The organism is Bradyrhizobium sp. CCGUVB4N (assembly GCF_024199945.1).
In the GTDB taxonomy this organism is placed as follows: Bacteria; Pseudomonadota; Alphaproteobacteria; order Rhizobiales; family Xanthobacteraceae; genus Bradyrhizobium.
The window spans coordinates 1,327,905-1,353,464 of sequence record NZ_JANADP010000001.1 but is presented as its reverse complement, the minus strand read 5'-3'; the positions used below and the strand labels follow the sequence as shown (position 1 = coordinate 1,353,464).

The following is a 25,560-nucleotide window of genomic DNA, read 5'->3' as shown; positions in this document are numbered from 1 at the left end:
TGGCCAATCGAAGGATCGCATTCAGCGAGTCTTGCTTGCAGCCGGGCATACGGAGCGCGCGACATCGTGCAGAGTAAACTAGAGCTGCAGGGGCTGTGTACACTTGACCGATGCCATCTTGAAGAGCGTTCCACCAAAGCATTCTTGAAATGAACGGGGGAGCGCCGAAGCGTCCCGGAAACCGTAAAGATACTTGGACGTGACGCGGATACGGATAGATTTTGCCTACTCAACATGGCGCGAGCTGGGCGCGATGGCCGAATCCAAAGGGGCCGGCTTACGACTCTCAATCCGCAATAGTTCCCCGCCTGCAATCCCGACCATCAATACGTAAAGCCAGCCTTCGTACGCGTCCATCAGGTGCGAATTGAAAATCGAGCTTGCGATATTCTGCACTGTCGCAAGCATTCCAATCCAGGCGACAAGGGCCCTGCTGCAGAACAGCAGTACGTGCGCTATCCACATAGTCCAGACGAGGAGGATTCCAACGCTGCCCCATTGCACCGCGGCAGCAAGCGTCTGATTGTGAGGATTGCTCACAACCAGCGCCGATATTCCAGTTCGCCCAATCGATTCTTGCTCGAAAAGGCGTCGGATCGAACCAGTCCCATGACCCAGGACCGGCGCTGTTTCAATGAACTGAAACGACTTGCGCCAAAATTCAAGCCTCTCAGCTGCCGAAGGCTCTTTCTCTCCGATCTCGGCATCTGGCTGGAATGCAGCCACTTCTATGAAAATCGCAGAGACTTTTCGTTGGAGATTGGGAGACGTCTGCCACAATGCCCCGCATAACACGCAGGCTCCGATGAACCCAACCGACGCAGTTCTTTGGCTTGAGTAACGTATTGTCAGGAGGACCAGCATTATCGGCAAATAGACGAACGCCGTTCGGGCAACGTTGATGAAGGCAAGGTTAGCAAAGAATAGGAGACTGACCACACCCAGCGCCGCAACCCAACGACGTTTCTGCTGCGACGCAGCCTCGAATGACAGGCCTGCCAACGCCACTGCAACGAGCGAAAACCCTTGGCTTTGGTCAATGTAATTTCTCACGGGAACGCCGAGGCCACCGACCCTTTGAACAATCGCCAATTCCGGCACCGCCGATGCAACGAACGAGTAGGCAAGCAGAATCATGTTCGAGCCTACGAAGGTTGCAAACATCCATTTTGCCCGCGGACTGGATTGGAAATGGAACAACAGGAGCGGGAGCAACAGTAGCTTGGTCATTTTTCCCAAAGCACTGAGCCGCTCCACCCAAGAGACTCCGCTTGCCCAGGTTACCCCTATCGCCGCTAACAACACGAGCGCGAGCGGCAACGCGCCGGCGGGACGACTGATAGTCGCGAGCATCCGCTCTGTGCGGACCGTTGTCAAAATACCAAAGAAGATTACGATTCCGAGTATGCTGGTTAGGGTCGTCGACCAGGGCAGTCCGGCCACAAGCGCAAGCACGACGATGTCCACATTCCGCAGCCTCAGGCTGTCCGCACGGCCGACCTCTGGGCCGCTCCACGTTGTGCAGGCGAGCGACGCCTCGGACACAAATCGCCGAGAACAAAGTAGAACAGCTGACGTTATCTGCATATTGAGCACCCGTGTCCCATTGCAGCCAACAGCGGCCGCACTGAGGCTTATGAAGCGGATCGATCACAATATCGTAATTGGTTCGACCATGTTTCCCTGGAAGGACGCGCGAAACAGGCGGTTACAATTTCTACCTCCGCCAAATTCGGCTAGCTGTTGCGCGCTTTCCCAAGCAGGACACTCGGAAAAGAACGGCACTGTCTGTGTCGATGATGCGCGGAAGATGATCCAGTGAGATTTCGTGATGGCAAATCCACGAGCTGACGGTCCTTTTACCAGCCCTGTTGTCGAGCCCGCGATGTTCACCAAACGTGAGGCCCCTTTTCCAAGAGCGCGCAGGTGGTGTCATTCGCGGGTCATGGACGTCAACGCTTCCTGCTGCCCCGCTTCTGCCAATCGCTCAACGGGATTGTCCTCGATCGGCGCAGCGACGCCACAGACTGGTTTGGGAGTCCCAGCGAGGCACATAGCAGTGGAATAAACTCACCGCGCGTCCCATTTGGGACGGCATCCACCTGCCGCGGTTCTTCTCGCGAAGGGCGTAGGCTCCACTAGCTCGAAAAAATCGTCCGTTGAACTCAGTTACCATATGGGGCCCAGGGCGCCGTGTCCTCGGCCGCACGCGCGCAACAATCAGGGCCCCTCAATGAGCAAGCGCCTTTTGCATTGAGCGGACCTATTTCGAGTCCATTTCAAGCGAACGCGCGCTGCAGTGATATTGGCCCGCCCACCATGCTAGCGTACCGGCAAGAACCGCTGTTCCACATGATACTCGGCAGAGGGGCAACCGGCATGATCGCCAAGAGCACGAAAGCCGTACTCGGCTAGCCTTACGCACTTCATGATCGTGGCACGTTTGAGACGCGCCTACATAGCGTGGACCTTGGGCCGCGCAAACTTCACGCTTCACCTCGGCTGGCGAACTGTTGCCGATAGGCCGAGCAGCCGCTCCTCGCCGAAGGCTGCGCAGCGACCATAACGAACGCGCCTATCCCAAATGGGACTGGCGCTCCATCAAAGCTTCCCGCATGGGTACGTCAATCGATGCCGACGGCCGGGATATGCAAGCCGACCGACGAACTCATCACTTCGGTGCGATCGCGCCATCGCTCGAGATGATCCCGCCTTCGAGGTCGATTGCGGGAACCCTGGACCGATTCCCGTTGTCAAAGGACAAGGGCAGCCAAGACGGGTTGGCGTAACCCCGCCTTTCAGCTGCCGAAGCTTGAGCAATTGAATGCGCATTCTCGTATCGGGTGGCGCCGGCTTTATCGGGTCGGCGGTTTGCCGTCATTTCGTTTTAGAGCTCGGCTACGAAGTGGTCGTGGCGGACAAGCTAACCTACGCGGGGAACTTGGCGTCATTGGCACCCATTGCCAACAATCCGCGCTATCATTTTGAGCAGCGGGACATCTGTGACAAGGAGGCCGTTGACGCTCTGTTTGCCAAATATCGCCCCGATGGCGTGGTTCACTTGGCCGCTGAGAGCCACGTTGATCGATCGATTTCAGGGGCGGATGTCTTCGTACAAACCAATGTGATCGGGACCTTCGCCTTGCTCGAAGCTGCCCGGCGACACTTCTCATCTCAAAATCTGCCGGACTTTCGCTTTGTGCACGTCTCGACTGATGAAGTCTATGGTTCGCTCGGAGAGCGCGGACTATTCACTGAAGCTACGCCGTACGATCCAAGCTCTCCTTACTCTGCGACCAAGGCTGCATCGGATCATCTCGCGAAGGCATGGTGTCGAACGTATGGCTTGCCGGTGATCGTTTCCAATTGCTCGAACAACTACGGCCCTTACCAACTCCCGGAAAAGCTCATCCCGTTGATGATCCTCAATGCCCTGGATCGCCAGCGGCTTCCCATATACGGGACTGGCTCGAATGTGCGCGACTGGCTCCATGTTGAAGACCATGCGCGCGCACTTGGCCTCATTTTGAAGGGCGGACGCCCGGGCGAGACGTACAATATAGGCGGAAGAAGTGAACGCCGGAACATCGATGTGGTGCGCCAGGTTTGCTCGTGGATGGACCTACTGCGTCCAACTGATCAGTCGCATCACGAGCTCATCCAATTCGTGCCGGACCGGCCGGGTCACGACCGCCGCTATGCTATCGACGCCTCGAAACTCGAAAACGAGCTGGGTTGGCGGGCGCAAGAGGCGTTTGAGAGCGGACTTGCGAAGACGGTCCGTTGGTACCTGTCAAACCAACATTGGTGGCAGCCTCTAAGAGAGACGGTATATGCCGGCGAACGCCTCGGTCTTGTAAGAGGATGAGGACATCGTGCGCCTCTACGTGATCGGGACGAAGGGACAGGTATCGAGGTCCCTCAAGGAGTTGGCTGCGTTCGTGAGCGACTTGGTCATTGGTTTTGCGAGCCGGCCCGGGCTCGATCTTGCGCGGCCCCAATCCATGGCCAGTGCAATTGCGTCGTTCAGGCCGGATATCGTGATCAATCCAGCTGCCTACACAGCTGTTGATCGGGCGGAGACGGAACCCGATCTAGCCTATGCCATAAACCGCGACGCGGCCGGTGAAGTCGCGAAAGCGGCAAACGCGATTGGCGCGACTATCGTTCATCTCTCCACTGATTACGTTTTCGACGGCAAAAAGCCGGGCCCCTACGTAGAGACGGACCAACCTAATCCGCAAGGCGTTTATGGACGCTCCAAACTGGAGGGCGAACTTGCTGTCGCAGCTGCAAATCCTCGACACGTGATCTTGCGGACGTCTTGGGTTTATGCGCCGTTTGGGCACAATTTCCTTCGCACGATGCTGAAGGTAGGCGCGGAGCGCGAGTTTGTTCGTGTGGTGGACGATCAACGAGGCTGCCCGACCTATGCGCCCGACATCGCCGCTTCGATCGTCTCGATCGCCAGAAGGTTGAGACATTGGCGGCAGCAATATAGCGGGATTACCCACCTCGCCGGGGTGGACGCTATGACGTGGCATCAATTTGCCTGTCTGATTTTTAGCGAGAGCGCGAAACGCGCGGGTCCCTCGGCCGCAGTCGAACCCATTTCGTCCGCTGACTATCCGACCGCGGCCCTACGGCCAACCAATTCACAACTTTCCACCGAACGGTTGCGCTCACTTTTCGAGATCAGCTTGCCACCGACACCATCATCCATCTCGGCCTGCTTGGATCGCATTTCGCATGAGGAGAAAGGACTATGAAGGGAATCATCCTTGCCGGTGGGAACGGTACACGCCTTTATCCAATGACGGCAGTGACATCCAAGCAGCTTCTGCCGGTCTACGATAAGCCAATGATCTACTACCCCCTTACGACCCTGATGCTCGCAGGTATTCGAGACATTTTGATTATAGCGACGCCCCACGATCTGCCGTTGTTCCAGTCCCTTCTTGGAGATGGCACTCAATGGGGGATGTCATTGTCGTACAAGGCGCAGCCAAAGCCAGAGGGGTTGGCACAAGCCTTTGTTATTGGCGCGACGTTTGTGGAAGGGCACAATTCGGCGCTCATCTTAGGCGACAATATTTTCTTTGGGCACGGTCTTCCTGCGCTGCTTGCGAACGCACGTGCACGCAAAATCGGCGCCACCGTATTCGCCTATCAGGTTTCAGATCCTGAGCGTTACGGCGTCATCACCTTTAATGAGAGCGGCAAGGCCAATTCCCTTGAGGAGAAGCCAAGACAACCAAAGTCCAACTTTGCGGTGACGGGACTTTATTTTTACGACCCACAGGTTGCCCATCTGGCGGCCGGTATACGGCCGTCGGCTCGAGGCGAGCTTGAGATCACCGATCTGAATAGGGCTTACCTCGATCGGGAGCAGCTTACTGTCGAGCGCATGAGTCGCGGCTTCACGTGGCTTGACGCCGGAACGCCCGACAGCCTGCTCACCGCGGCGGAGTTTGTTTCCATGCTCGAGCGACGTCAGGGATTCAGAATAGCGTGCCCAGAGGAGATCGCCTTCGGACAGGGATTCATTGATCGCGGCCAACTGATCCGGCTTGCCGGGTCGTTGGGAAAAGGTGACTACGCGCGATACGTCGTTGGCGTTGCCGATGGCCACAGCTGACCGCGGAACATAGGATCAGCATAGAGAGACTGCAAGAAAGTGTTCCGCAAACTCGCTTCAAACGAACACCTCGACGATTTGAGGTCGCGCGCGCATAGCTTACCGAGCTGGATGCGCTCGCCGCTCAAACGTCTATTCAAGGCTACGAACCAACTGCAAACTCGACAATACCAGAGGTGGGTACAGCAATATGACACGCTAACCCCGTCAGATGTTGACGCAATCCGTCGACATGTAGACCTCTTACGATACAAGCCCCTATTGTCCGTCGTTATGCCGGTTTATAATCCGCCGACCTGGGCTCTCCGCGCGGCAATTGAAAGCGTTCGCGAGCAATTGTACCCAAACTGGGAGCTGTGCATTGCCGACGATGCATCGCCGGATCGGCTTGTAAAAGCCTTACTGGAAGAGTCGACGAGAGATCCCCGAATCAAACTGGTCAGGCGAGCCGTTAACGGCAACATTTCGGCCGCCTCCAATTCTGCGTTATCGCTCGTTCAAGGCGAGTTCGTCGCCTTGATGGATCACGACGACGTCCTTTCTACACACGCCCTTTATGAAGTCGCCGTGGCGCTCAATGACCGCTCCGATCTCGACATCATATACAGCGATGAAGATCAGATCGATCGGCGAGGTCGCCGTCAGTCACCCTATTTTAAGACCGACTGGAATAAAGAACTGTTCTTGGGCCACAATCTCATTAGTCATTTGGGAGTCTATCGGCGCTCTCTCCTGGAGAGCGTCGGCGGATTTCGATTGGGCTTTGAAGGTAGCCAGGACTACGATCTCGCGCTGCGATGTGTTGAATCCAGCTCACCCGATCGAATTCACCACATTCCAACTGTCCTTTATCACTGGCGTCGCGATTTTGGAGCGAAGTCGTTCTCCGAAGCAAAACCCACGCGGTGTGCTCAAGCGGCTCGACGAGCCATCGACGAACACCTGCAGAGAAGTCATGAGAACGCCGTCGCGGAATCACATCCCGTTTTGCCGCATTGGGTGCGTGTTCGCCGAAAGCCTCCAGCAACGGCGCCGACCGTCACCCTCATCGTCCCAACGCTCGTCGGATCGGGCCTGCCTGCCACTTGCGCAAGAGATGTCCTTGAGCAGACCGACTATCCCAACGTCGAGCTTCTTGTGGTTGAACACGAAAGCCGATCCACGGAACGCCAATCGCTGCTTCAAAGGCTCAGTGGCGATCCTCGCGTTCGTACCCTCACACACAGGGGCGCATTCAACTATTCTGCAATGATCAATATGGCGGCCCGTCAGGCAAACGGAGTAATACTCGGTTTGTTGAGTGACGATATTGAGGTCATCAATCCGGGTTGGCTTTCCGAAATGGTCTCATGGGCCCTTCGAGACGACGCGGGCGCGGTTGGGGCCAGGCTGGTCCATTCGGATGGTCGCGTTCGACATGGCGGGTTGGCGCTCGCCTTGCCCAGTATTGCCAATCCGTTCAATTATCGATTGCGCCGAAATGCGGCCGGATATTTCGGTCGGAACGTGCTGGTTTCCGAAGTCTCCGCCGTAGCTGGAGCCTGTCTTCTTGTACGAAGATCGGTGTACGAACAGGTCGGCGGACTGGATGAAATCAACCTGCCCGTTACGTTCAATGACGTTGACCTCTGTCTGAAAGTCAGACGCTGCGGATACCGGAACATCTGGACCCCGCATGCGGAGCTCTATCATCATCAATCCAGGCGCAAAAACGCCGACGCGCACGTAGGCAATTCGAAAGATTTGCGAGCCGAGGCCGCCTACATGCTCAAAACATGGAACCTGGAACTGTCGCGTGATCCCTTTCACAACGACAATCTCGTCAATGATGCGGCAACATCCTTTGAACTCGCGTTTCCTCCGCGACGCCGGAAGCCGTGGCAAGATCACCTAGCCGCGCGTGATCATTCTGTGATTGGGAAGCCCTTCAGCGAAGAGGCTCCAGTTCGAGCGCGCATAGCATCCAGATCCACTATCGCGGGCAGACTGCATGATTGATTCAACCCACTTCAGATCTCAAGTCTTTGCGTACTTGAGACAAATTCAGCACGCTGCGAAGTAACCGAGCAAGCCGATGCATCCATTGTCTGTTGATCGAAGTCAGTTCGACGTCCGCCGCCCGGCAACGAGGACCACGCGAGGCTTCAGGAGTGCCCGCTTGGATCTCCTGGATGGCCTGACCCATTGGAGGCTTTGGGGGTCCTTGGGCTGGAACGAGATCGTCCAGCGGTATCGGCGCTCCGTTCTGGGCCCATTTTGGTTGACCGCCAGCATGGGCGTCATGGTCATCGCTTTGGGCGTGGTATATGCCGAGCTCTTTCAGCAAGAAGTCGACCAATTTATTCCGTTCTTTTGTTCCGGCATCTTGGTCTGGACGTTCATGGCAAGCTATTTGACTGAGAGTGGGACGCTGTTCACCGGCTCTGAGTGCTACATCAAGCAAATTAGCCTGCCTTTCTCGGTCTATGTTTTTCGTTTCAACTGGACCAAACTGATCATTTTCTTGCACAATTTCATTGTATATTTGGGCGTTGTTATTTATTTCAGAATTTGGCCCGGATCGGTTGCCCTTTTAGCGATCATTGGTCTCTTGGCCATTGTCGTCAACGGGATCTTTGCAAGCCTGACAATTGGAATGGTCTCCGCGAGATTTCGCGACATTCCGCAAGTCATCAATTCGGTCGTCCAAATTCTGTTCTTTCTCACACCGATCTTTTGGCGGCCTGACTCACTGAGCGGACACGCCTTTATCACCCGGTATAATCCGTTCTTTCATCTGCTGCAGCTGGCGCGTGCGCCGCTCCTAGGAGAGATGCCATCAACGGAAAACTACTTCGCAGTCGTATTGATCACAGTCCTCAACATCGGCGTATCAGTCTATCTACTTTCGCGCTTCCGCTGCCGAATCGCGTATTGGATTTAAAGATGGTTACATCAGCCTCTGAGCGGACGCCTCTGCTTGCGTTTGAAGATGTAAGCGTTTCCTTTCCTATCTACCAAACAGGTTCGCGCTCACTCAAAAAGCATCTGTTGTTTCGTGGCACAGGCGGCCAGCTTGCAACAGATGCCAGTCATCGGATCGTCGTTGAGGCGCTCAGAAACGTCTCTTTCCGGTTGAGCGCTGGTGATCGCATAGCTCTCATCGGCAGCAACGGGGCCGGTAAGACAACCTTGCTTCGAGCAATGGCCGGGGTCTACCAACCGACAAGCGGGAACGTAGCGTCCTGTGGACGGATATCACCTCTGTTTGATATCGCCTTGGGAATCGATGCTGACTTGAGCGGATATGACAATATCCGGCTGCGCGGTATGCTGCTTGGGCTAAGCTCGAGCCAGATCGAATCGCAGATGGCGGACATTGGCGATTTTACGGGACTCGGTGACTATTTGAGCATCCCGGTACGCACCTATTCATCGGGTATGATGACGCGATTGACGTTCGCCGTGGCAACCTGCTTCTCGCCGGAAATCCTATTGATGGATGAGTGGATCATGGCCGGCGATGCAGCTTTCCTTGCCAAAGCGCAGCACCGTGTAGCTTCCTTCGTTGAACGAGCCAGCATCCTGGTGCTTGCTTCTCATAGCTTCGAAATTTGTCGGCAGTGGTGCACAAAAGCCATTTGGATGGAGCGCGGTCAAATCGAGATGTTTGGTGAAATTGAAGCTGTCCTAGCAGCATACTCGGAGATGTTTTCTGGTGGAACTTGATATTTGCTAGCGTCTGTTCGGGATTGAGTTTAAGGCCGTGCTGAATTCCAAGCAGGTTATTTGCAAGGCGGCGAAGCTTCGAGATAATGCCAATCTGAGGGAAGACGCCTCGCGCCCGGATGGGTCTCTGATTGATAACGGTGCCGATGCCAAGGAGAGCGGCAAGCCGATCGCTTCAAAGCGATCGTGAACTTCGTCTATCCCTCAATTCACGAGAAGGTGCGTTCAAGAATGACGCTGACGGTGACGCGTTTGGCCGCGATAAGGAGCCCGGAAGTCTCGCGTTCTTCACTCGCCGCGCGTAGGCCGGATCGTCGACGCAGATGCGTTGGCGATCAGACGCCAGCTACAGGCCTGCGCGAGCGCGACGACATCCGAAACCGGATCGTTTTGATGCACGTCAGCGATCAGCACATCGCCGCCAGAGAGATCGACCATGCTCGGCGCCGGATGCACCGGCGCCCAGATGGCGCGGTCGGGGTGGGCTGCTTGCTTATGTCGGACGACGACGTGTCTTGGTCGATCACGGAGCGCTGATCCGCATCGGCGATACGACTTCCGCGCAGCGCTGTCGGCAAACGTGTTCGGCACCCGCATTGCGATAGATTCAACTTTAGATTAGACCCGCTTTGCTGCAGGTTGACAACTAGGAGTTCCCATGGGGGCGTCCGATGATCTCTCGATCGTGGCTATTATTCCGATGTACAATGGCGCTACGTTCATCAAAGAATCTGTCGCGAGCGTGCTGGCTCAGACCCTTCCCCCGAACGAGGTTCTGGTTGTGGACGACGGCTCAACCGATCATGGAGCATCCATCGTCGCAAGCCTGGCGACGGTACATCCGAAGATCAGGCTTCTTCGCAAGCCGAACGGCGGCCAATCGTCTGCTCGAAATTTCGGTATCTCCCACTCCAAAAGCCGTCTGATTGCCCTGCTTGATCAGGATGATGTCTGGCATCCTCATCACCTCGAGAGGCTGTCCAAGCCATTCCGAAAGAAGCGCGGAATTCCGCTTGGCTGGGTCTACAGCAACCTTGATGAAATCGATGAAAGCGGCGGAATGGTCACAAAGCGCTATTTGGATAGGGTGCCGGCTCAACACCCGAAACAAAGCATTATCGAGTGTCTGGCCAGGGACATGTTCATCCTGCCATCGGCCTCACTCATCTCGCGTCTAGCATTCGAGGCCGTCGGTGGATTCGATGAAAGGCTATCCGGTTATGAGGACGATGACCTATTTCTACGGCTGTTTCGCGCCGGATACGATCACGTCTATCTTGACGAACCTCTTTCGAAATGGCGCATCTATCCAGGCTCGACATCGTATAGCCCGCGCATGGCGAGGTCGCGTATGGTCTACGCATACAAGCTTGCCACGACCTTTCCCGACGATCCTCGTCAGAATCGGTATTTCGTCCGTGACCTGATCGCGCCGCGATTCTACGCCAACCTTCACGGCGAATACGTAACGGCTGTTCGTCGCGGTGACCGCGAGGCGATGAACCGCGTCCTTACCGACATCGGAGCAATCCTACCGCACTTGAGGAAGCGACACGCTTTGATGTTTCGTGCGATGGGCACTTTGCTGCGCGATCCAACAATCGGCTACGTAGGTGTCGGTATCAGGCACTGTCTGACAGGACTGATCCGGACTCGTGCGTCGTGAAGGCAAGCGCGGTGATCTACGCAGCGGCGAAGCCAATCTCTTCGCAAATCGCAACGGTTGATTATCTCACGAAACGGGGGACTATCTATTGCACGGGTCCACACATTTGAACCGAGCAGGGTAAGTATCCCCATCACTGGATCCAGGACATGAGCACTTTTTAATCGCGGAGGCGTGTTGCTCTCAGGGATAGGCGTTCTGCTGCATGGGTCAGCAATGATCTTTGGCCAGACTATAAAGAAACGGCCCGAGCCGTAAGGCCGAAAGTCGCGCCCCGACGATCGACAGCCTGTCGCTTGCTCGGCGCTGCCAACCCGGCAACCTGTATGCATCCCCGGTCAGAAGTATATCCGAACATGTATCTGTGGTTGCCCGCGCAACACGCTGGTTCGTCGAAGATGCCGCGACGGGACCCAATTGGTCGCCTCGATGTACCGACAGAACCCAGCGGCTACGTGCTCGGGGCCTGGTCATACTAAGCTCGGAGGTCAAGCGATCATGCTGAGACGTACTCTCATCGCAAGGATTTGCGATGACGCTCACGCCACAAGCATAAATGCGCCATACTAGGGTGATCGACGGCCAACCAACACCAGACCAGGCACTGTCGGTCGCTGCAGATACTTGTTGGTTGTTCCGAAGCGAAGGCTGGAACCTGAACGTCAAACCCGCGCTTCGGAGCATACATTAGTCAAATCCCTAAGGCGCGGATGCCGGCTGTCCTTGTCCGAAATGACTGCACTCGCACCGGATAGCGGCCACTCGATCCCGAGATCGGGATCGCTCCAGAGAATGCCGCTGTCGCATTCTGGTGCGAAATAATCGGTGACCTTGTAAAGGACCTCCGTGTTCTCTTCGAGCGTCATGAAGCCGTGCGCGAAGCCAGCAGGCACCAGAAGCTGGCTTCCTGTTTCCGCCGAAATCACAGCATTCACGTGCTGGCCATAGGTCGGTGAGTTGTCGCGTATATCGACGGCAACATCAAAGACGACGCCGCGTACCACACGCACAAGCTTTGCCTGCGCGCGCGGCGGGGTCTGAAAGTGCAGCCCGCGCACAGTGCCTGTCGCAGACGAGAACGAGTGGTTGTCCTGCACGAAATCAAGATCAAGACCACCTTCCCGCAACGCGCGTTTATTCCAGGTCTCAGAGAAAAAGCCTCGATGATCGCCGAATTTCGGTGAGCGGATGAGCTTCACCTCCGCGATGGCAAGAGACTGGATTTCGACCGTCATGTGATTTCCTTTCGATGGTATTGAATACGACCGCGGTCCACACCATCGAGCGTGTGAGCGCTGTGAATAGCAAACGAAGACGAATGGGCGGACCGATCAGATACGCGGGAGGCAGCTTCGAGGTGATGCAAGCACCTAAATTCACGTCGGACGCAGATCATCAAATCTTGTTCGCGATTACAGCCAACAGCATTGCGAGATTTGCGAGCGGCGTCTGCCGGTAAACTCCGGACCGCCAGAAGCTCCACAAACGTCGCGGGAGGCTTTCCGCTAGGCGCATCTCAACGAACCTCTCGAGAACGCTCATGTTCTCCTCTGTCATGCGGTGTGACAGGTGGTGCATCAGTGCCCTGACATTGAGGGAATTCCAGCCTCGCCACTGACCCGCAAGGACCTTCTTCGCGCGATGAATTGCGGCCAGAAGGCCCAGATTTGACCCAACCAAGTTGTCTCGATGCTGACGATATCTCACCGAAGGGGTCTGATCATAGAAGATCATCCCGCCTGCTGCGGAGACCGTAAGATAGGTCATCCAGTCATGGGCGACAACGATCTCATTGGGCACATGCCGGAGCAGATCGCCGGCTAGACAATTGAACACCATAGTATTTCCCCCGCCGACATTTTGGACAAGCGCGTTTCGAAAGCTCGGAGGACGTTTGAATGCGGTCGAGTATCCAAGATGGCGCCCTGCCTCATCAATCAGCTCAGTTCGCGAACAGTAGAGAGCAGGCTTCTCGCACGGCACAGTGCGCAGCATGTTGATCGCCCTGCTTAGCTTTTCGGCATACCAAATGTCATCCTGATCACTGAAGGCGAAATAATCCGCTTCGATTCTGTCATCGGACAACAAACTTAAGAAGTTTGCCGCAGCTCCGGAGCGGGGGCCACAGCGCAGGGTCACTTCCTGCGGCACGCCGCCCGCGAAGTCCTGAATTATATCGCGGGTTCTGTCGCTGGATCCGTCATCCGAGACATGGACGGACCAGTTGGGGTGGGTCTGCTCTGCATATGATAGGAGTTGTTCGGACAGGAAACGCGCGCCATTCCTAACAGCAAGCAAGATAGCTACGTGTGGGCTGCTCGTGTTGCGATCGCCTGCAACAACGAAAGCCGGTCGGCTATTTCGCATCAAGGCGCCAAGGTGCAAGCTGCTTACATCCAATATTCGCGGCACTAACGAAGACGAGACAACAGCGAGACCAACTCGCCCTGTCGCTTGGTCGCTGTCCGCACAAAAACGGCTTTGAGGTGATTGCGAGCTGTTCCCGCCGAAATGTTCATTTCGCGGGCGATTTCCTTTAGCGATTTTCCCATGACGAGGAGTCGTGCAAGATGCGCTTGAACGCGAGTCAAGCCGAATATCTCCATAAGTGAAATTTGAGAAATGGCAGGGATCTCATTCAGATCCGTCAGAAGAAGAAGAGCGCCGCTGTCACAAGTCGGGCTTTTGCAAGTCCACGCTTGCAAGACGGCTTCGATAATGATCGGTCGACGATCCGAAAGATGGATTACGACTTGCGAAGCTAAACTCTCTTGCGAGCAGGACGCCAACCGGACCCGATTCAGCAACTCCTCCAATTTCATGCGCGATTGGTAATCGGTGACGTAAAGACGCCGCCCACGCACGCAGAGCTCGCCGTCAAACAGCTTTGAAGCCTTGGCGCTCACAGCCAGCACCGAGCCGTTTCGATCCATCCAAATGGCCGGACAGTTGATCACGTCGAGCAGGCTGATGATGCTCGAATACTCCTCCGGGTTCATTGAGGACTGACGGAACACGACTCTTCCTGTGCACAAATCAAGCATTTCAACTCTACGCGTCGTTGGTCATGAGCAAGTCCCCAAGCGTGCCTACAACCTGACGCAAGGTGCGGTTCAAGTGATTTCCGACAATGGGCGGATCTCTCTCCGATCTTGGCGAGAATAGAGCTTCCCATTCCGGAACAACGACGCGAGTTCTGCTATTCGCTACCCGTTCCGATGTACGCATCGCCAAGTCTGAGAGTCTTCGCGGCAGTTAAGCCAAGCTGACTTCAAGAACGAGTGTTGGATCTTAGTTGTGTGACAGAACCGACTTACTCCCGCGCGGGCCGCTTTATTAGCTTTGGACTACTCCACGATGCGAAGGGGCTTTGGGCTGCGGCGCAGCGATCACCTTTTGAAGCCAACGCGGCTCTGTCGGGCATGGGCCTCACCAGATCGGTCAGGACGTCAGAACAAACATCTGTCACCTAGCCGTCCCCCGGTGTATGAAGCGAACGACATCCTGCGGCGCGAGTTGGATGCGCAGTGCCGCTCGCAGCGCGGCGAGACCAAACGCTCGAAGGTCCTCGTTGAAGTCTGAAAGTTGAGGCGATAAGGCAATCGTCTCAACACCAGCCTGCATGGCGCGCTCAGTCAGGGCCGCTACCGCGAGATCGCCAGCCGCATCGAGGTCGCGTGCAATGTAGAGTCGACGTAGCGTCAGCGGAAGCTGCAGGGCGGCAAGATGGTTTGCGGAAAGCGCAGCAGCCATTGGCATCGTCGGAGCCGCGCAGCGGAGCGAGAGCATCGTCTCGATCCCCTCTCCCGCCGTAAGCACCTCATCGGCGGTACCGAACCGGACGGCGTTACCGAGCAGATCGCCCATGGCACGTCGCGGCGTGTCGACTGGCGCTTTTCCGAGGCGCACGCGATCGAAGCCGTGAGGATCGAGCCAGGTGCGATGCACGCCAGTAATACGGCCATTTAAATCCGTAACGCGAGCGATCAATGCCGGCCAGATCTCTGTTTCGGTGTCCTCATCGGATCGGTAGTAACAGTGCGGGTGGAAGCGCAGCTCACCGTCGGTGCAGAAAGGTGCAATGTCCCGGCCACGCAAATAGGCCTCCGCGAGAGTTCCGGCGACCAACTGCGACATGGCGAAGAGGCGCGCGGCCGCCTCGGGCGAACCCGCCAACAACTTTCGAGGACAGCGCGGAGGCCGATCGAGGCAAGTTGAGAAAACGCCGCGCCTCCCCGGCAACGTCACGGAAATCGACAAGCCCGCAGCTTTCGCGGATGATATCGAGCAGGTCGCCATGCTCACCCGTTGCAGCGTCGGTCCATTTGCCGGCTGGCCCCTTGGGGGAGGCTATCAATCGCACGAACATCGAGCGTCCCGGCGTGTTGCGGGCATCACCAACCGTCCAGTAGCGGCCTTGGCGCCGGCCGTTGGAGAGATAATGGCGACACACCGCCTCGGCCTCACGCGCGAGACGATGTGCCAGTTCGGAAAGCTGGCGTCCCATCACGCGGCCTCGCGTTCGGCGACTAGCCCAAGCGGATAGCGCTCCAGCATCTGGGCGCGGATCCCAGGTCGGGTCGCATCTGCCAGGGCGAACCTGCGCAGCTTCCAGGAGATGATCTCGCGGAAAAGGCCGTAAGACTTGGGACGGTCCCCCATCGTGCCCTTGAACCCGGAGACTTCAGTGCGGTTTACACCCATCACTCGTACGCGGCGGAACTGAAGATCTTCGGCGAGCTCGAAAACGGTCTTGGCGTGGCTCTCCTCGAAGACGATCATTCGGTCGAAGTCAGAGCCCAACCATTCAACGATCTGCGTTACACGCGAAAGCATTTCATCGCGTTCGTTGCTGGGCAGCGTAGCGTAGGTGGTAAATCGGACGCCTTCCGAAAGCCGGATCGGGGTGTCCTGATGGAAACGCGACAGCGGTCTCACAAGCAGCCGCGCCATGCCGAGCGCGGACCAGTCGCGCTGCGCATCTTCGATCAGTTCGTCAGACTTGCTGCTCCAGACCGCCCGGCGGCGGCCCTTGAGCCAATTGTCGAGCAAGATACCGGCGACCTGGCCCTTGCCTGCGCCGAGCCGGACGTCCAACAGAATGCCATCAGCCATAAGACTTGACGGCAGGTGCGAACGGTCGTTCGGCTTCGGTAACGCAACGGACGCCACCGCCGCGGATTGCAGGAGCTTGATCGGATGTGCGCACGATCCGGGAATACGGATCGGCTGCAATTCATATTCTTCGTAGAAGGCCTCGGAGGGTCTGGCGCTTTCCGGCGGCAATTCGGTCGTCTCGTATGAAGGTTCTACACCTTCTGGCGTGCCGCCTCCCGAAGTGGACGACGGGCGTGGTGCAAAGGCACCGACCGATCGCGACATCGCAGGACGCCCGATTGCGTCAACCACGAGGGGAGTCGCAACGGGCAGCTTCGGAAGAACATGCTGGGTCACCAACAAGGTGCCGACATCGCCTGCCATGCCTGACCAGGCGAGAAAAATCTTTTGATCCCCGGCAAAGGTCGCGAGCAAACCGGTCCGCGCGACGGGCTTCAAAACGCGGTCGGCCGGCGCAATGCCGCCTGCGGTGCATGCCGCAAGCCCGAGCGGGATCGGAGTCGAGAATTGCTGAAGCGCCTGACAGTCCTCGGAACGGAGCGTATGGGTCTGCAGACAATTTGCGATTCTCGCAAGCAGGGGCAGCATCACGACCGTCGAACCAGGCTTGGACCGCCTGACCGGACCAAACCTGCGAACAAATAGGACGGTCGCCGCTTCGTAGGTGTCGCAGGCGGTCTTCCAGTCCCAGGCGCCGTCCGCGTCCGAGGCGCCAAAGACAGCCTTCATAGCGCTGCGCAGGACACCACCATCGATACGACGGTTGCGTTCAAGGTCCGTCAAGAGCTGCCGCGCTGCCCTGGCGACGGCGGAAATGATATTTGCGGCGGCACGCATCGATAGCGGCGCGGCGACAGCGCCGCCGGCGAGAGATTCGGTCATGGCAAGATTTCTTTCGGAGAGCAGGAGCGGGTCGAGCTGGCTGGTGCTCTCTCTGGACCAGGCCGGCTCAAACCCGTCACCGCGGCCCTCTCAGCTCTTATCACACGGCCGCCCTCACGTCGGGCGCGCATCGAGTGCGCAAGCTGCAACAACGGATCGCCCTGGCAGGGCCGCGGCGCGGGGAAGCACACGAGATCGTGCCCCTTCAGTTCATCGAGTACTGGAAGCGCCGCGCTCGCGCGCGAACACGGCGAAGCGCGCTGCCGGACAGACTGCCGTGAGCCGGAGCTGCTATTTGATCATGTCGACGGAAACGGAGAGGGTAGGCGCGATGTCTTGCTCGGAACAGCCTTGTTCGCGCAACGTCTGGGATGCACGAAACTGGCCGAAGGGGATGATGCGCGACGCGATGAACGATATCGGCGAGTTGAGTCCTCTTCCGTGCTGATCTCGGTGATCGCATCACCGACGATGCAGGGGACCAACGCGGTCTTCAGTAGGCGCTCCTGCTTCACCAGGAGTCCAAACGCGCGATAACGGCGGCGCCCGACACTCTGCGGTAGCATCTTGCGGTGCACTTTCTGTGCTGCACGCAACTGCGAGTTTGTCGGCGAGTCCCACCGAAAGCCGCCGCGGGATTGTGGGCCCGCGACGGCGTCGCATTCCGGTCTTTTCGAAAGAAAGAACAACTGAATCCGCGCATCGGAAAGCGCAGACGCACCGAGCTTTAAGTCCGAAAATCCCCGGCGTCGCGGAAAATCACGCCACCCGGCCGAGCAACTTCTTGGCTTTGGCCTCCATGTCCAGACGGCCATCCTGATGCGGCTTGTCGCGCGCGACTGCAGTGATGCCCTGCACAAAATCGAAGATGCTTTCAGGCGGACGGCCTTCCTCCGCCAGCACCGCGTCGATCACCTGGCATGTCCCGGCCTTGGAGGAGCCGCGGCGGCGCAGAAACTCGGTGCGATCCTCGTCGCTGCGCGCCACGATTCGCTCGCGGGCGGTCTTAATACCATTGACGAATGGCATGGGTGAGGAGTTGGCGAAGTTCAGCAGCGCCGGAGCTGCCTCGTGAGCAAAACGGGAGGCTGCGTATTTAGAATGGCGGATGGTTATTTCCTCGAAATCCTCCACGCCCCACAAATTGCGATTTTGGCAAACTGCGCGGAGATAGAAGCTCGCCATGCCGAGCGTTTTCGCCCCGACTTCCGAGTTCCAGCAATAGAAGCCCCGGAAATAGAGATCGGGCGAGCCGTCCCGGAGACGACCAGCTTCGATCGGGTTGAGATCATCGACGAGGAAAAGGAAGACGTCCCTGTCCGATGCATAGAGGATGGTCGTGTCCTTGGAAATGTCGATCTGGGGATTGTACTCCCGGTCGACCAGTCGAGCACACCCGGCACCTTCCACCGCGTGTCGCCCGTGCCATTGCCGGCGATGCGCTGCACGGCCTCGACCAACTCGTGATCATAGATCCGCCCGTAGTCGGGGCCGGTGACGGCGCGCAGCTCAACGCGGCTATCCTCGGTCTCGAGCGTCTCGATCTGTTCGACGCGATTAGCGGTCAGACCATATTGCAGGTTGATGCCAGCGAGTGCCGCGGGGAGCTGTCGTAGGTAAGCGGCTGGAGCGCCAACCCGGCTTGCAAGCTGGCCGAAGCTCCAGTGGGTCGGCGCGACTGGCTCGTCCGACCCAGGCAGCATCAGGACCAAGCGCTCGGGGTCGGTACGGCTTGCTTCCACATGGATGAGCGCGCTTTCGACCACGCGCGTCCTGCTGCGGTCCGTGCGCTCGCGCACCGTGCGGGCCAGTGCGTTGAGCGAGAGATAACGCTCATCTGCGGGACGGGAAAACCACTCCGAGGACACCCGACCGACGCGCTCGCCGCGACTTGCATCCACTCTGTAACCGCCGCTTGTATCGCGGTGGGCATCAAGAACCTGCGTATTCATGGGGGCAATCTCCATGACGGGCGCCGGAAGACTCTCCTCCGGCCCTCAACCCGTCACGGCCAACACCGCTCCACTCTTCCTCTCCTGCATCGTCTGTCGCCGAAGCCTACGAAATTCCGCTCCCGCCGCAGCTTGGGTCAGGGAAGGAAGCTTGAAGGGTGAAAACCCGGCTCAAGGTGAGTTTTCCGCGCCAGCCGACAACCCTGGTCCCGCAGGGAAACGACGAGCCATTGGGGTGCTGATCAGCAAAATCTGTCGATGAATACATCGCGCGTTTTTGAAGCGATATGATGCTGCGCGCCGACGAAGGTCCGCATGCGGAATCAGCAAAGCGATGGCCGCGGGTCGAGCGGATCATTGAGCGTGCGCGGATCGGCACAAAAGAGATTGATCACATCCAATGTGCGATTGCCGAACGGGCGGTATTCGAACAGCCGCCTCGGAATGCTTGCTTCTTGGCCACAGCTCCCCCTTCAGCGGCGATTCGGGTCCGTCCGAAGTTCTGATCGATCCGGAGATCGATTCTAGCACCACCTTCTCGGCCCAGTCGATATTGGCGAAAGGGCTTACCTATTGCTGGACGAATGGAGGCGGAATCGGAATCATCCTCGATCAGATCGCGGCGAAATATGCAAAGCCTTTCGCGCATCTTCGCCGTTTTGCTTCGGGCAGTTCACAAGAAGCCTCAATTCCTCCGGGTCGACTCTGTGGATGACGATGGACACATCTGTCAGGGGAACGACGCAATCGCTATGGGTTGTTTTTTTTAGCCGCGACTGTCATGGGAAACCGATCCGGCAATTGCTCAGAAAGAACATGGCCGACCGCCACGTCGATTTCGGCCGGCTGGCGGCCAGCGCGTTTCCGCTTCGGGTATTGGCATCACGCCAACTGCAATCCATCGCTGCACCCATTCCCCGACCTGCGTCGCGAGCGTATCCCGACCTCTGAGGCGAGCCGGGCGCGGGCCGAGTAGCTGCATTTCGTAGCCCTTTGTTTGGGGGCCAAGCCTCGCTTTGCGAGGCTGTCCAACGTGAACTCCGTTAATTGCCTCTAGCGCCGACGCACGCCTCGGTACTCCAGCCGCATTTTAGCCACTGAGAGCGGGGACTTCTTCATACCGCAGCGCGTCTTTAGCAACCTTGAGCGGTGACGCTTTGACCGATTTGCTGGCTGGCTTGGCCGCGAATTCCATCGGCTGCTTCGTGAAGGGATTCACTCCGCTACGGGCTTCAGTAGCGGGCTTGTTCACCACCGACATCTTTACGAAGCCCGGAATGATGAACTCTCCGGACTGGTTCAACTCCCTGTAGCCTACACTCGCCATCTGCTCGATGACGGCCTTTACGTTAGCCTTGGAAATCTCCGTTCCTTCAGCAATCGCCTCAATTAGCTGGTTCTTGGTCATTTTGGGCATGGGGGATTCCTTTGAGAGCCGCAATTCGGTCCGAATGTGTGAGCTATGTCGGCATCGTCACTTTTGTTCGCGCATGGCAAAGCCGCATGAATCGCTTCTCGTTCACACCAAGGTCATGAAGTGACGGGCTTAAAACCTATCCGAAGCCAAAACACAAGGATCCGTTCGAGGTGTTTGCTACATCCCGCCCACTTCATACGTCGGATGTTACGCGGCCATCGACCTCGGCAAAGTGCACAGCCTTGCCCGCCAGATTGGCGAGCGCTGCCCCTAAACAAACCCGCCCCGGGGGTTACAGGCCAGACGAGGGATGATCCATAAAGCGCGAGGCTCGCCGTGGATCATGAATCCTCGGCACGATCAGGATCGCCATCATCATCAGCGCGATGACGATCGGCATTGATCATTGTCGGCGGCATGGGCTTGACAGCCAGTCCTGTCCCGGCCGCTGGTCCGTTGGCGCTAAGGTAGCTGGAAAGGCCCTTGGCCGCGATCTTCGTATACTTATATGTAGCCGCATTATCGGAACAAAGGCGTTCAGCACATCGCAAGATTGAACACTTGCGAGGAGAATTGCGCGAGAGCTAAGAGCACCTAAAAAGCCGCTTGCGTCATCGAGAAGCTGAGATTGCCACTCCGCGCAACACAATACCGGCGGCACTCGGCTTCCCAAGCGGATGAGGTTGCACGACAGCAGCATCATCTTTCGAAGCAAAGGGTTTGATTGGTCAAGCGGATGAGCCACCCCTGTTGATGGTCCAACCATTCTGGCTGGTAATAACCTGGCTTACGAGATTGACGGACGCCTCTGAAAGGCAAACCTGCTCGCGAGCAGCAGGAAACGGAAAACGAGAAAGCCCGCGTAGACGGTCGTCCCAATTGACAATCCGATCCAGATACCAATGGCGCCAAGCCCGATCTTCAAACCAAGCACGTAGCTAAGGGTGAAGCCGATCGCCCAATTGGCTATGCAGGCGAACAGTAGCGGGAGGCGGGTGTCCTTCAGTCCGCGCAAACCGCCCGCCGCAATGTGCTGTGCGGCATCACTAATAAAGAAGCTCGCGCCAATCAAAAGGAGATTTGCCGCCAGTTCTGTCGTCGCTCCGGTGCCGTCAGCCGTCTGGTCCAGAAAAAGACCGGTAATCTGAAAACGCATCGCGACGACCGCGGTCGTCAGCAGTGTAGCAGCCAGAATGCCGAGCAGTATAGCGATCAGCCCTGACCTTTTGACACCGGGACCGTCACCGCGGCCAACTGCATGGCCAACGCGCACGGCCGCCGCCGTGCTGATGCCTAGCGGAACCACGAACAACATCAAGTCGACCTGGACTGCGATCTGATGGGCAGTAAGTGCGCTGACGCTGACCAGTCCGGCAAGCAGCGCCGCGGCGGAAAACGATCCGTATTCCAGCAAAACAATCAGTGAGATCGGAATCCCGATCACGATCAACCGCTGCATGAAGGGCCAATCGAAATGCCAGAAACGCGCGAGGACGTGATAATCTCGGAAAGGGCGGCGCATTGTGGTAAACCACAGAACCGCCAGGAACATTGCAAAGTTCACGAAGGTGCTTGCAAGACCGGCCCCGAACAGGCCAAGCGGCGGCAGGCCCAGCCGCCCATAGATCAAGAGATAAGCCATGGAGGCGTTGAAGGGGATGGCCCCAAGCGTAATCCACAACACCGGCTGCGGCCGGTGGACCGCGGCCATGAAGTTGCGGAACCCCTGAAACCACAGTGCCGGCACCAGGCCAAAGGCTAGTCCGAACAGGTATTGCTGTGCGAGCTGCGCCACGTCGGGCGCCTCGCCGCAAGCGAGCAGTATTTGCTCACCGTGTAGCGCGAATGCCATGATCGGGAGCGATAGCAGCAGCGCCGCCCAGAGTCCCATGCGCAGCGTGCATCTTACCGCGGCAAGATCCTCCACCCCGAACGCCTGGGCTGCCAGGGGCGCGATCGGCGCCAGCAAACCTACGCCAAGAGTGAAGCCAATGAGGAAGATCGTGGCCCCCAACGCTGCCGCGGCAAGCGCCTCAGGACCGATGCGCCCGATCAAGGCAAGGTCGGTCGTCATCATCGCGACCTGCCCGAGCTGCGTCAACACCATCGGCCATGCGAGCTTCGCAACTTCGGCAAGCTCGACAGCGAAGTGATGGTATTTCCCCCATATCGTCCGTTTGTGCTGGAAGGCGAGCTGGGGCTTTTCGACGAGTTTGTCCATAGAAATAACGCTGTCCGATTCTTTTTGCCGGCCCCACAATTTCTGCTTCAGAGAGAAGAGGATTCGCTTCCCTGCCCTAAAACTCGCGATGACGACTGAGGCGAGCTCACATCAGCGATTGCGCGCGATTGATCCGCATTGAGTTCGAGGCCCGCCCGTTGCTCGCCGACTGATGAGAGCGCACCGTCACGTCCGTCAGCGGCACCGCCTTCGTGTGAAAGAGATGCGGCTGCTGGCCGACACACCGAAATGGTCGATCTCCAACATCGCACGGGTATCCGGCGCGAACTGGATCCTGGCATGCTCGATCTAGCCGGAAAATCTCGCAAGAGCGCGTAGCCAAAAGGGGACTGGCGTTAAATGTCCCGAAGTCACGTTCCTCGTATGCGGGTGATTGAGATCGTCGGTCACCTGAGAATCCTTGAACTTCCGTCCTGAACGAGTTTCTCTCTTCAAAGCTCGTGCCAACGCGAAAACCTTGAACTAGAAGGCGATCCGCTGAAGCGGATGTGTCGCGGCTCTGACAGCACGTCAGAGATCCGACAGCCGCCATCAGGGAGACTTGATCTCGACCTTGCGGTGGCTTGGGGCAAACCGCTCAGGCGTGGCCCAGCGCTATCCTCTCTTCAGCATCGACCGCTCGGATCTTTTGACCCTGCAAAGGGCGCGGCACGATGCTCTTTCGCCAATGGCTTGAAGCGTCAGCCTGCATGGGTCGGATATTGGGCTAGTACCCACTTTTCTTGGATCGTGAGTCATGATTCAAGGTCGGGATGATCCCCGAAGCAAGAGAAGTCCACCTTTCGCGGAAAGATCGCAAGGTGCTTGAGGCGTGTTGTCGCTCGCCGGTGACGTTGCAGCGCGATTTGAAGCGGGCGCGGATAGTTCTGTTGGCAGCGGACGGGCGCAGCACCCGCTCGATCGCCAAAGAAGTCGGGGTCCAGCCGCGGATTGTCAGCCTTTGGCGGCGCCGCTATGCCGATCATGGCCTGGAAGGTCTGCAAGACAAGCCGCGGCCTGGCAAGCAGCCGATCTATACGAAGGCTACCGACAAGCGGATTCTGAAGCTGTTGGATAAGCCGGCCCCGCAAGGGTTCGCACGCTGGACCGGCCCTCTGCTGGCCGAGGCACTGGGCGATGTTGACGTCCAATATGTCTGGCGGTTCCTGCGCATCCACAAGATTGACCTCGTGGCTCGCAAGTCCTGGTGCGAGAGCAACGACCCGAACTTTACGGCCAAAGCCGCCGATGTTGTTGGCCTCTACGTCGCCCCGCCCGCGAAGGCCATTGTGCTATGCGTGGACGAGAAGCCTTCGATCCAGGCCTTGGAGCGAGCGCAGGGTTATCTGAAGTTGCCCAATGGCCGCGCCTTGACCGGCCAGAGCCACGATTACAAGCGGCATGGCACGACAACATTGTTTGCGGCGCTCGAAGTCGCCACCGGAAAGATCATCGCGACGCATTCAAAACGCCGACGCCGCGTCGAGTTTCTCGACTTCATGAACAGCGTCACCGCGGCTTTTCCGAACCGGAAGCTTCACGTCATCCTCGACAACCTCAACACCCACAAGAAGAACGAGCCCTGGCTCAAGGCCCACCCCAACGTGCAATTTCATTTCACGCCGACAAGTGCGTCCTGGCTCAATCAGGTCGAGGTATGGTTTTCGATCTTGCAGGGGCAGTCGCTCAGCGGCACCTCCTTCACAAGCCTCAAGCAGCTTCAGGATCACATCGATGCCTACGTCAACGCATACAACGACAGAGCCGAGCCCTTCGTCTGGACCAAGAAAAAGGTCCGTCAACGCCGTTTCAAAGGCCGCCGTATCACTCAGCTCTGATTCCGGGTACTAGCTCAGCCCCCGCTGTGGTGAAGACCATGTCGCCTGAGAAAGAATAAGAGAGCGATAGCTTTGATCATTCGATACTCCGCGGCGGTCGGCGAGGAGCCTCGCTTTCGGCCCGCCCTCAAACAGTCGCGGAAACCCCATCATCCGTCCCACTCTGCTCTCGAACAAAAAAGAATGAGTTCGTGCAAGATCGCGGGTCCGCAACCTTCTTCTCTTCAGCTCTGTCGGCAGGCATCCGACAAAAAGCGAGGAATCCAATTTGCCGCCTCGCTGGTCTTCCTTGATACATGGAGCTGCAGCAGCCGGGAGAATGTATCGTGTGGTGCAAGAAGAGACGCTAGGCGCGGCAACTCACAAGGGAGGCAGCCGCAGGCACGCAGCACGGCGTCGCCCGTTGGTGGGACGCAAGGATCGACGACAGTCCTCAAAATCGATTAAAAAGGTACCGGCAGGCGCGCCCTACATACGCCGGCGCGGGACCCGCCGGGGCCCCGGGACCCGAGTGCCTTCGGCGAGGGCACAACCTTGATCGCTTGGGCGCGCGGGATCGAAGCCGGATGGCCCTACCGAGACGCGACGCGGCTCGGTTTATATGAGGCCCGGTGCGGCCAGCCGCACGCGCAGCAACAACCGAAAACGGGAAAGTCAGGCGCCGAAAGCTAGACTTCCTCTCTGGACTTTGTCTGAGCGTCATAAATTCTGATCTCAAGCCTGGGAAAGCGCTGTTTTAGCTCCTTCGCTCCGGCCCAGGCCCCGTCTTTGGTCGCAAATTCAGCTTTCAGTCGACCATCCACTTCGAGAGCAAAACCGAAGGCGGGAAGTCTTGGAGCGGCAGCGACCATTTCATTCCTTCAGCGCGTTGGACCGATCGATAACGGCTGCTTAACCTGAGTCGGGCGGTCCTCGCCAGCGCCGACCACCGCCATATGGCAACAAGCATGATGCGGCGGGGAATTTCCGCGGGCTTCAGAGTACCGGTCGGGGCCCCGCGGAATTCGCGCCCTCCAAACCGTAAGTAGACCGCCCCCTCGTGCCGCTTCCGCCAGAGCAGCAAGACCTTTCGACCGCCAACAACAGGAGCCCAGTCGGAGGCCTGCATCGTCCTTTTGCC

Annotated in this window: 17 protein-coding genes and 2 pseudogenes; 9 read left to right on the top strand and 10 right to left on the bottom strand. The window is 57.7% G+C overall.

Features of this window, described 5'->3' with window-relative positions; genetic code table 11:
* Window positions 1–225: 225 nt before the first annotated feature.
* A complete protein-coding gene (locus NLM31_RS06275; RefSeq protein ID WP_254191799.1) occupies window positions 226–1,467 on the bottom strand; it encodes an O-antigen ligase in 1,242 nt (413 codons plus the stop codon).
* A gap of 1,357 nt (window positions 1,468–2,824) precedes the next feature.
* Between NLM31_RS06275 and rfbB the strand changes: the two genes are divergently transcribed.
* From rfbB to NLM31_RS06240, 7 genes are all read left to right on the top strand, one after another.
* Window positions 2,825–3,868, top strand: coding sequence for a dTDP-glucose 4,6-dehydratase (rfbB, locus tag NLM31_RS06270; RefSeq protein ID WP_254191798.1), 1,044 nt, complete (start codon window positions 2,825–2,827; stop codon window positions 3,866–3,868).
* Window positions 3,869–3,875: 7 nt separating this feature from the next.
* Complete coding sequence (rfbD, locus tag NLM31_RS06265) at window positions 3,876–4,769, top strand: dTDP-4-dehydrorhamnose reductase (protein WP_254191797.1); 894 nt, start codon at window positions 3,876–3,878, stop codon at window positions 4,767–4,769.
* Window positions 4,766–5,638 (top strand): glucose-1-phosphate thymidylyltransferase RfbA, encoded by an 873-nt coding sequence (gene rfbA, locus NLM31_RS06260; protein ID WP_254191796.1) that lies wholly within the window; start codon window positions 4,766–4,768, stop codon window positions 5,636–5,638. Before rfbD ends, rfbA begins: the two co-directional genes overlap by 4 nt.
* A gap of 261 nt (window positions 5,639–5,899) precedes the next feature.
* Window positions 5,900–7,636, top strand: coding sequence for a glycosyltransferase (locus NLM31_RS06255; protein WP_254191795.1), 1,737 nt, complete (start codon window positions 5,900–5,902; stop codon window positions 7,634–7,636).
* 160 nt (window positions 7,637–7,796) lie between these two features.
* Complete coding sequence (locus NLM31_RS06250) at window positions 7,797–8,561, top strand: ABC transporter permease (RefSeq protein WP_254191794.1); 765 nt, start codon at window positions 7,797–7,799, stop codon at window positions 8,559–8,561.
* A gap of 2 nt (window positions 8,562–8,563) precedes the next feature.
* Window positions 8,564–9,346, top strand: coding sequence for an ABC transporter ATP-binding protein (locus NLM31_RS06245; RefSeq protein WP_254191793.1), 783 nt, complete (start codon window positions 8,564–8,566; stop codon window positions 9,344–9,346).
* A 37-nt stretch (window positions 9,347–9,383) separates the two neighbouring features.
* Window positions 9,384–9,536, top strand: a complete 153-nt coding sequence (locus NLM31_RS06240; protein WP_254191792.1) for a hypothetical protein — start codon at window positions 9,384–9,386, stop codon at window positions 9,534–9,536.
* Window positions 9,537–9,634: 98 nt separating this feature from the next.
* Here NLM31_RS06240 and NLM31_RS06235 read toward each other — a convergent pair whose 3' ends face one another.
* The gene (locus tag NLM31_RS06235; protein WP_254128479.1) at window positions 9,635–9,784 is read right to left on the bottom strand and encodes a hypothetical protein; all 150 of its coding nucleotides are present in this window, start codon (window positions 9,782–9,784) and stop codon (window positions 9,635–9,637) included.
* Window positions 9,785–10,004: 220 nt separating this feature from the next.
* Between NLM31_RS06235 and NLM31_RS06230 the strand changes: the two genes are divergently transcribed.
* Window positions 10,005–11,012 carry a glycosyltransferase gene (locus NLM31_RS06230; RefSeq protein ID WP_254128478.1) on the top strand — a complete coding sequence of 336 codons (1,008 nt, stop codon included), beginning with the start codon at window positions 10,005–10,007 and terminating at the stop codon, window positions 11,010–11,012.
* Between the two features lie 662 nt (window positions 11,013–11,674).
* Here NLM31_RS06230 and rfbC read toward each other — a convergent pair.
* The 8 genes and pseudogenes from rfbC to NLM31_RS06190 all read right to left on the bottom strand — a co-directional run bounded on the left by rfbC (window position 11,675) and on the right by NLM31_RS06190 (window position 22,602).
* Window positions 11,675–12,247 carry a dTDP-4-dehydrorhamnose 3,5-epimerase gene (rfbC, locus tag NLM31_RS06225; RefSeq protein WP_254191791.1) on the bottom strand — a complete coding sequence of 191 codons (573 nt, stop codon included), beginning with the start codon at window positions 12,245–12,247 and terminating at the stop codon, window positions 11,675–11,677.
* Window positions 12,248–12,407: 160 nt separating this feature from the next.
* Window positions 12,408–13,310, bottom strand: coding sequence for a glycosyltransferase family 2 protein (locus NLM31_RS06220; RefSeq protein ID WP_254191790.1), 903 nt, complete (start codon window positions 13,308–13,310; stop codon window positions 12,408–12,410).
* Between the two features lie 113 nt (window positions 13,311–13,423).
* Window positions 13,424–14,029, bottom strand: a complete 606-nt coding sequence (locus tag NLM31_RS06215; protein ID WP_254128476.1) for a LuxR C-terminal-related transcriptional regulator — start codon at window positions 14,027–14,029, stop codon at window positions 13,424–13,426.
* Between the two features lie 448 nt (window positions 14,030–14,477).
* Window positions 14,478–15,519: pseudogene (locus NLM31_RS06210) on the bottom strand (toprim domain-containing protein).
* A complete protein-coding gene (locus NLM31_RS06205; RefSeq protein ID WP_256561077.1) occupies window positions 15,519–17,012 on the bottom strand; it encodes a strawberry notch-like NTP hydrolase domain-containing protein in 1,494 nt (497 codons plus the stop codon). Before NLM31_RS06205 ends, NLM31_RS06210 begins: the two are co-directional and overlap by 1 nt.
* A 759-nt stretch (window positions 17,013–17,771) precedes the next feature.
* A pseudogene (locus NLM31_RS06200) lies at window positions 17,772–18,964 on the bottom strand (DUF932 domain-containing protein).
* A 1,090-nt stretch (window positions 18,965–20,054) separates the two neighbouring features.
* Entirely contained in the window at window positions 20,055–20,381 is a 327-nt protein-coding gene (locus NLM31_RS06195) for an HU family DNA-binding protein (protein WP_254128474.1), read from the bottom strand.
* A 787-nt stretch (window positions 20,382–21,168) separates the two neighbouring features.
* Window positions 21,169–22,602: an MATE family efflux transporter gene (locus NLM31_RS06190; RefSeq protein ID WP_254128473.1), complete on the bottom strand. Its 1,434-nt coding sequence runs from the start codon at window positions 22,600–22,602 to the stop codon at window positions 21,169–21,171.
* Between the two features lie 773 nt (window positions 22,603–23,375).
* Between NLM31_RS06190 and NLM31_RS06185 the strand changes: the two genes are divergently transcribed.
* Window positions 23,376–24,440: an IS630 family transposase gene (locus NLM31_RS06185; protein ID WP_254191403.1), complete on the top strand. Its 1,065-nt coding sequence runs from the start codon at window positions 23,376–23,378 to the stop codon at window positions 24,438–24,440.
* The last annotated feature ends 1,120 nt before the right edge of the window (window positions 24,441–25,560 follow it).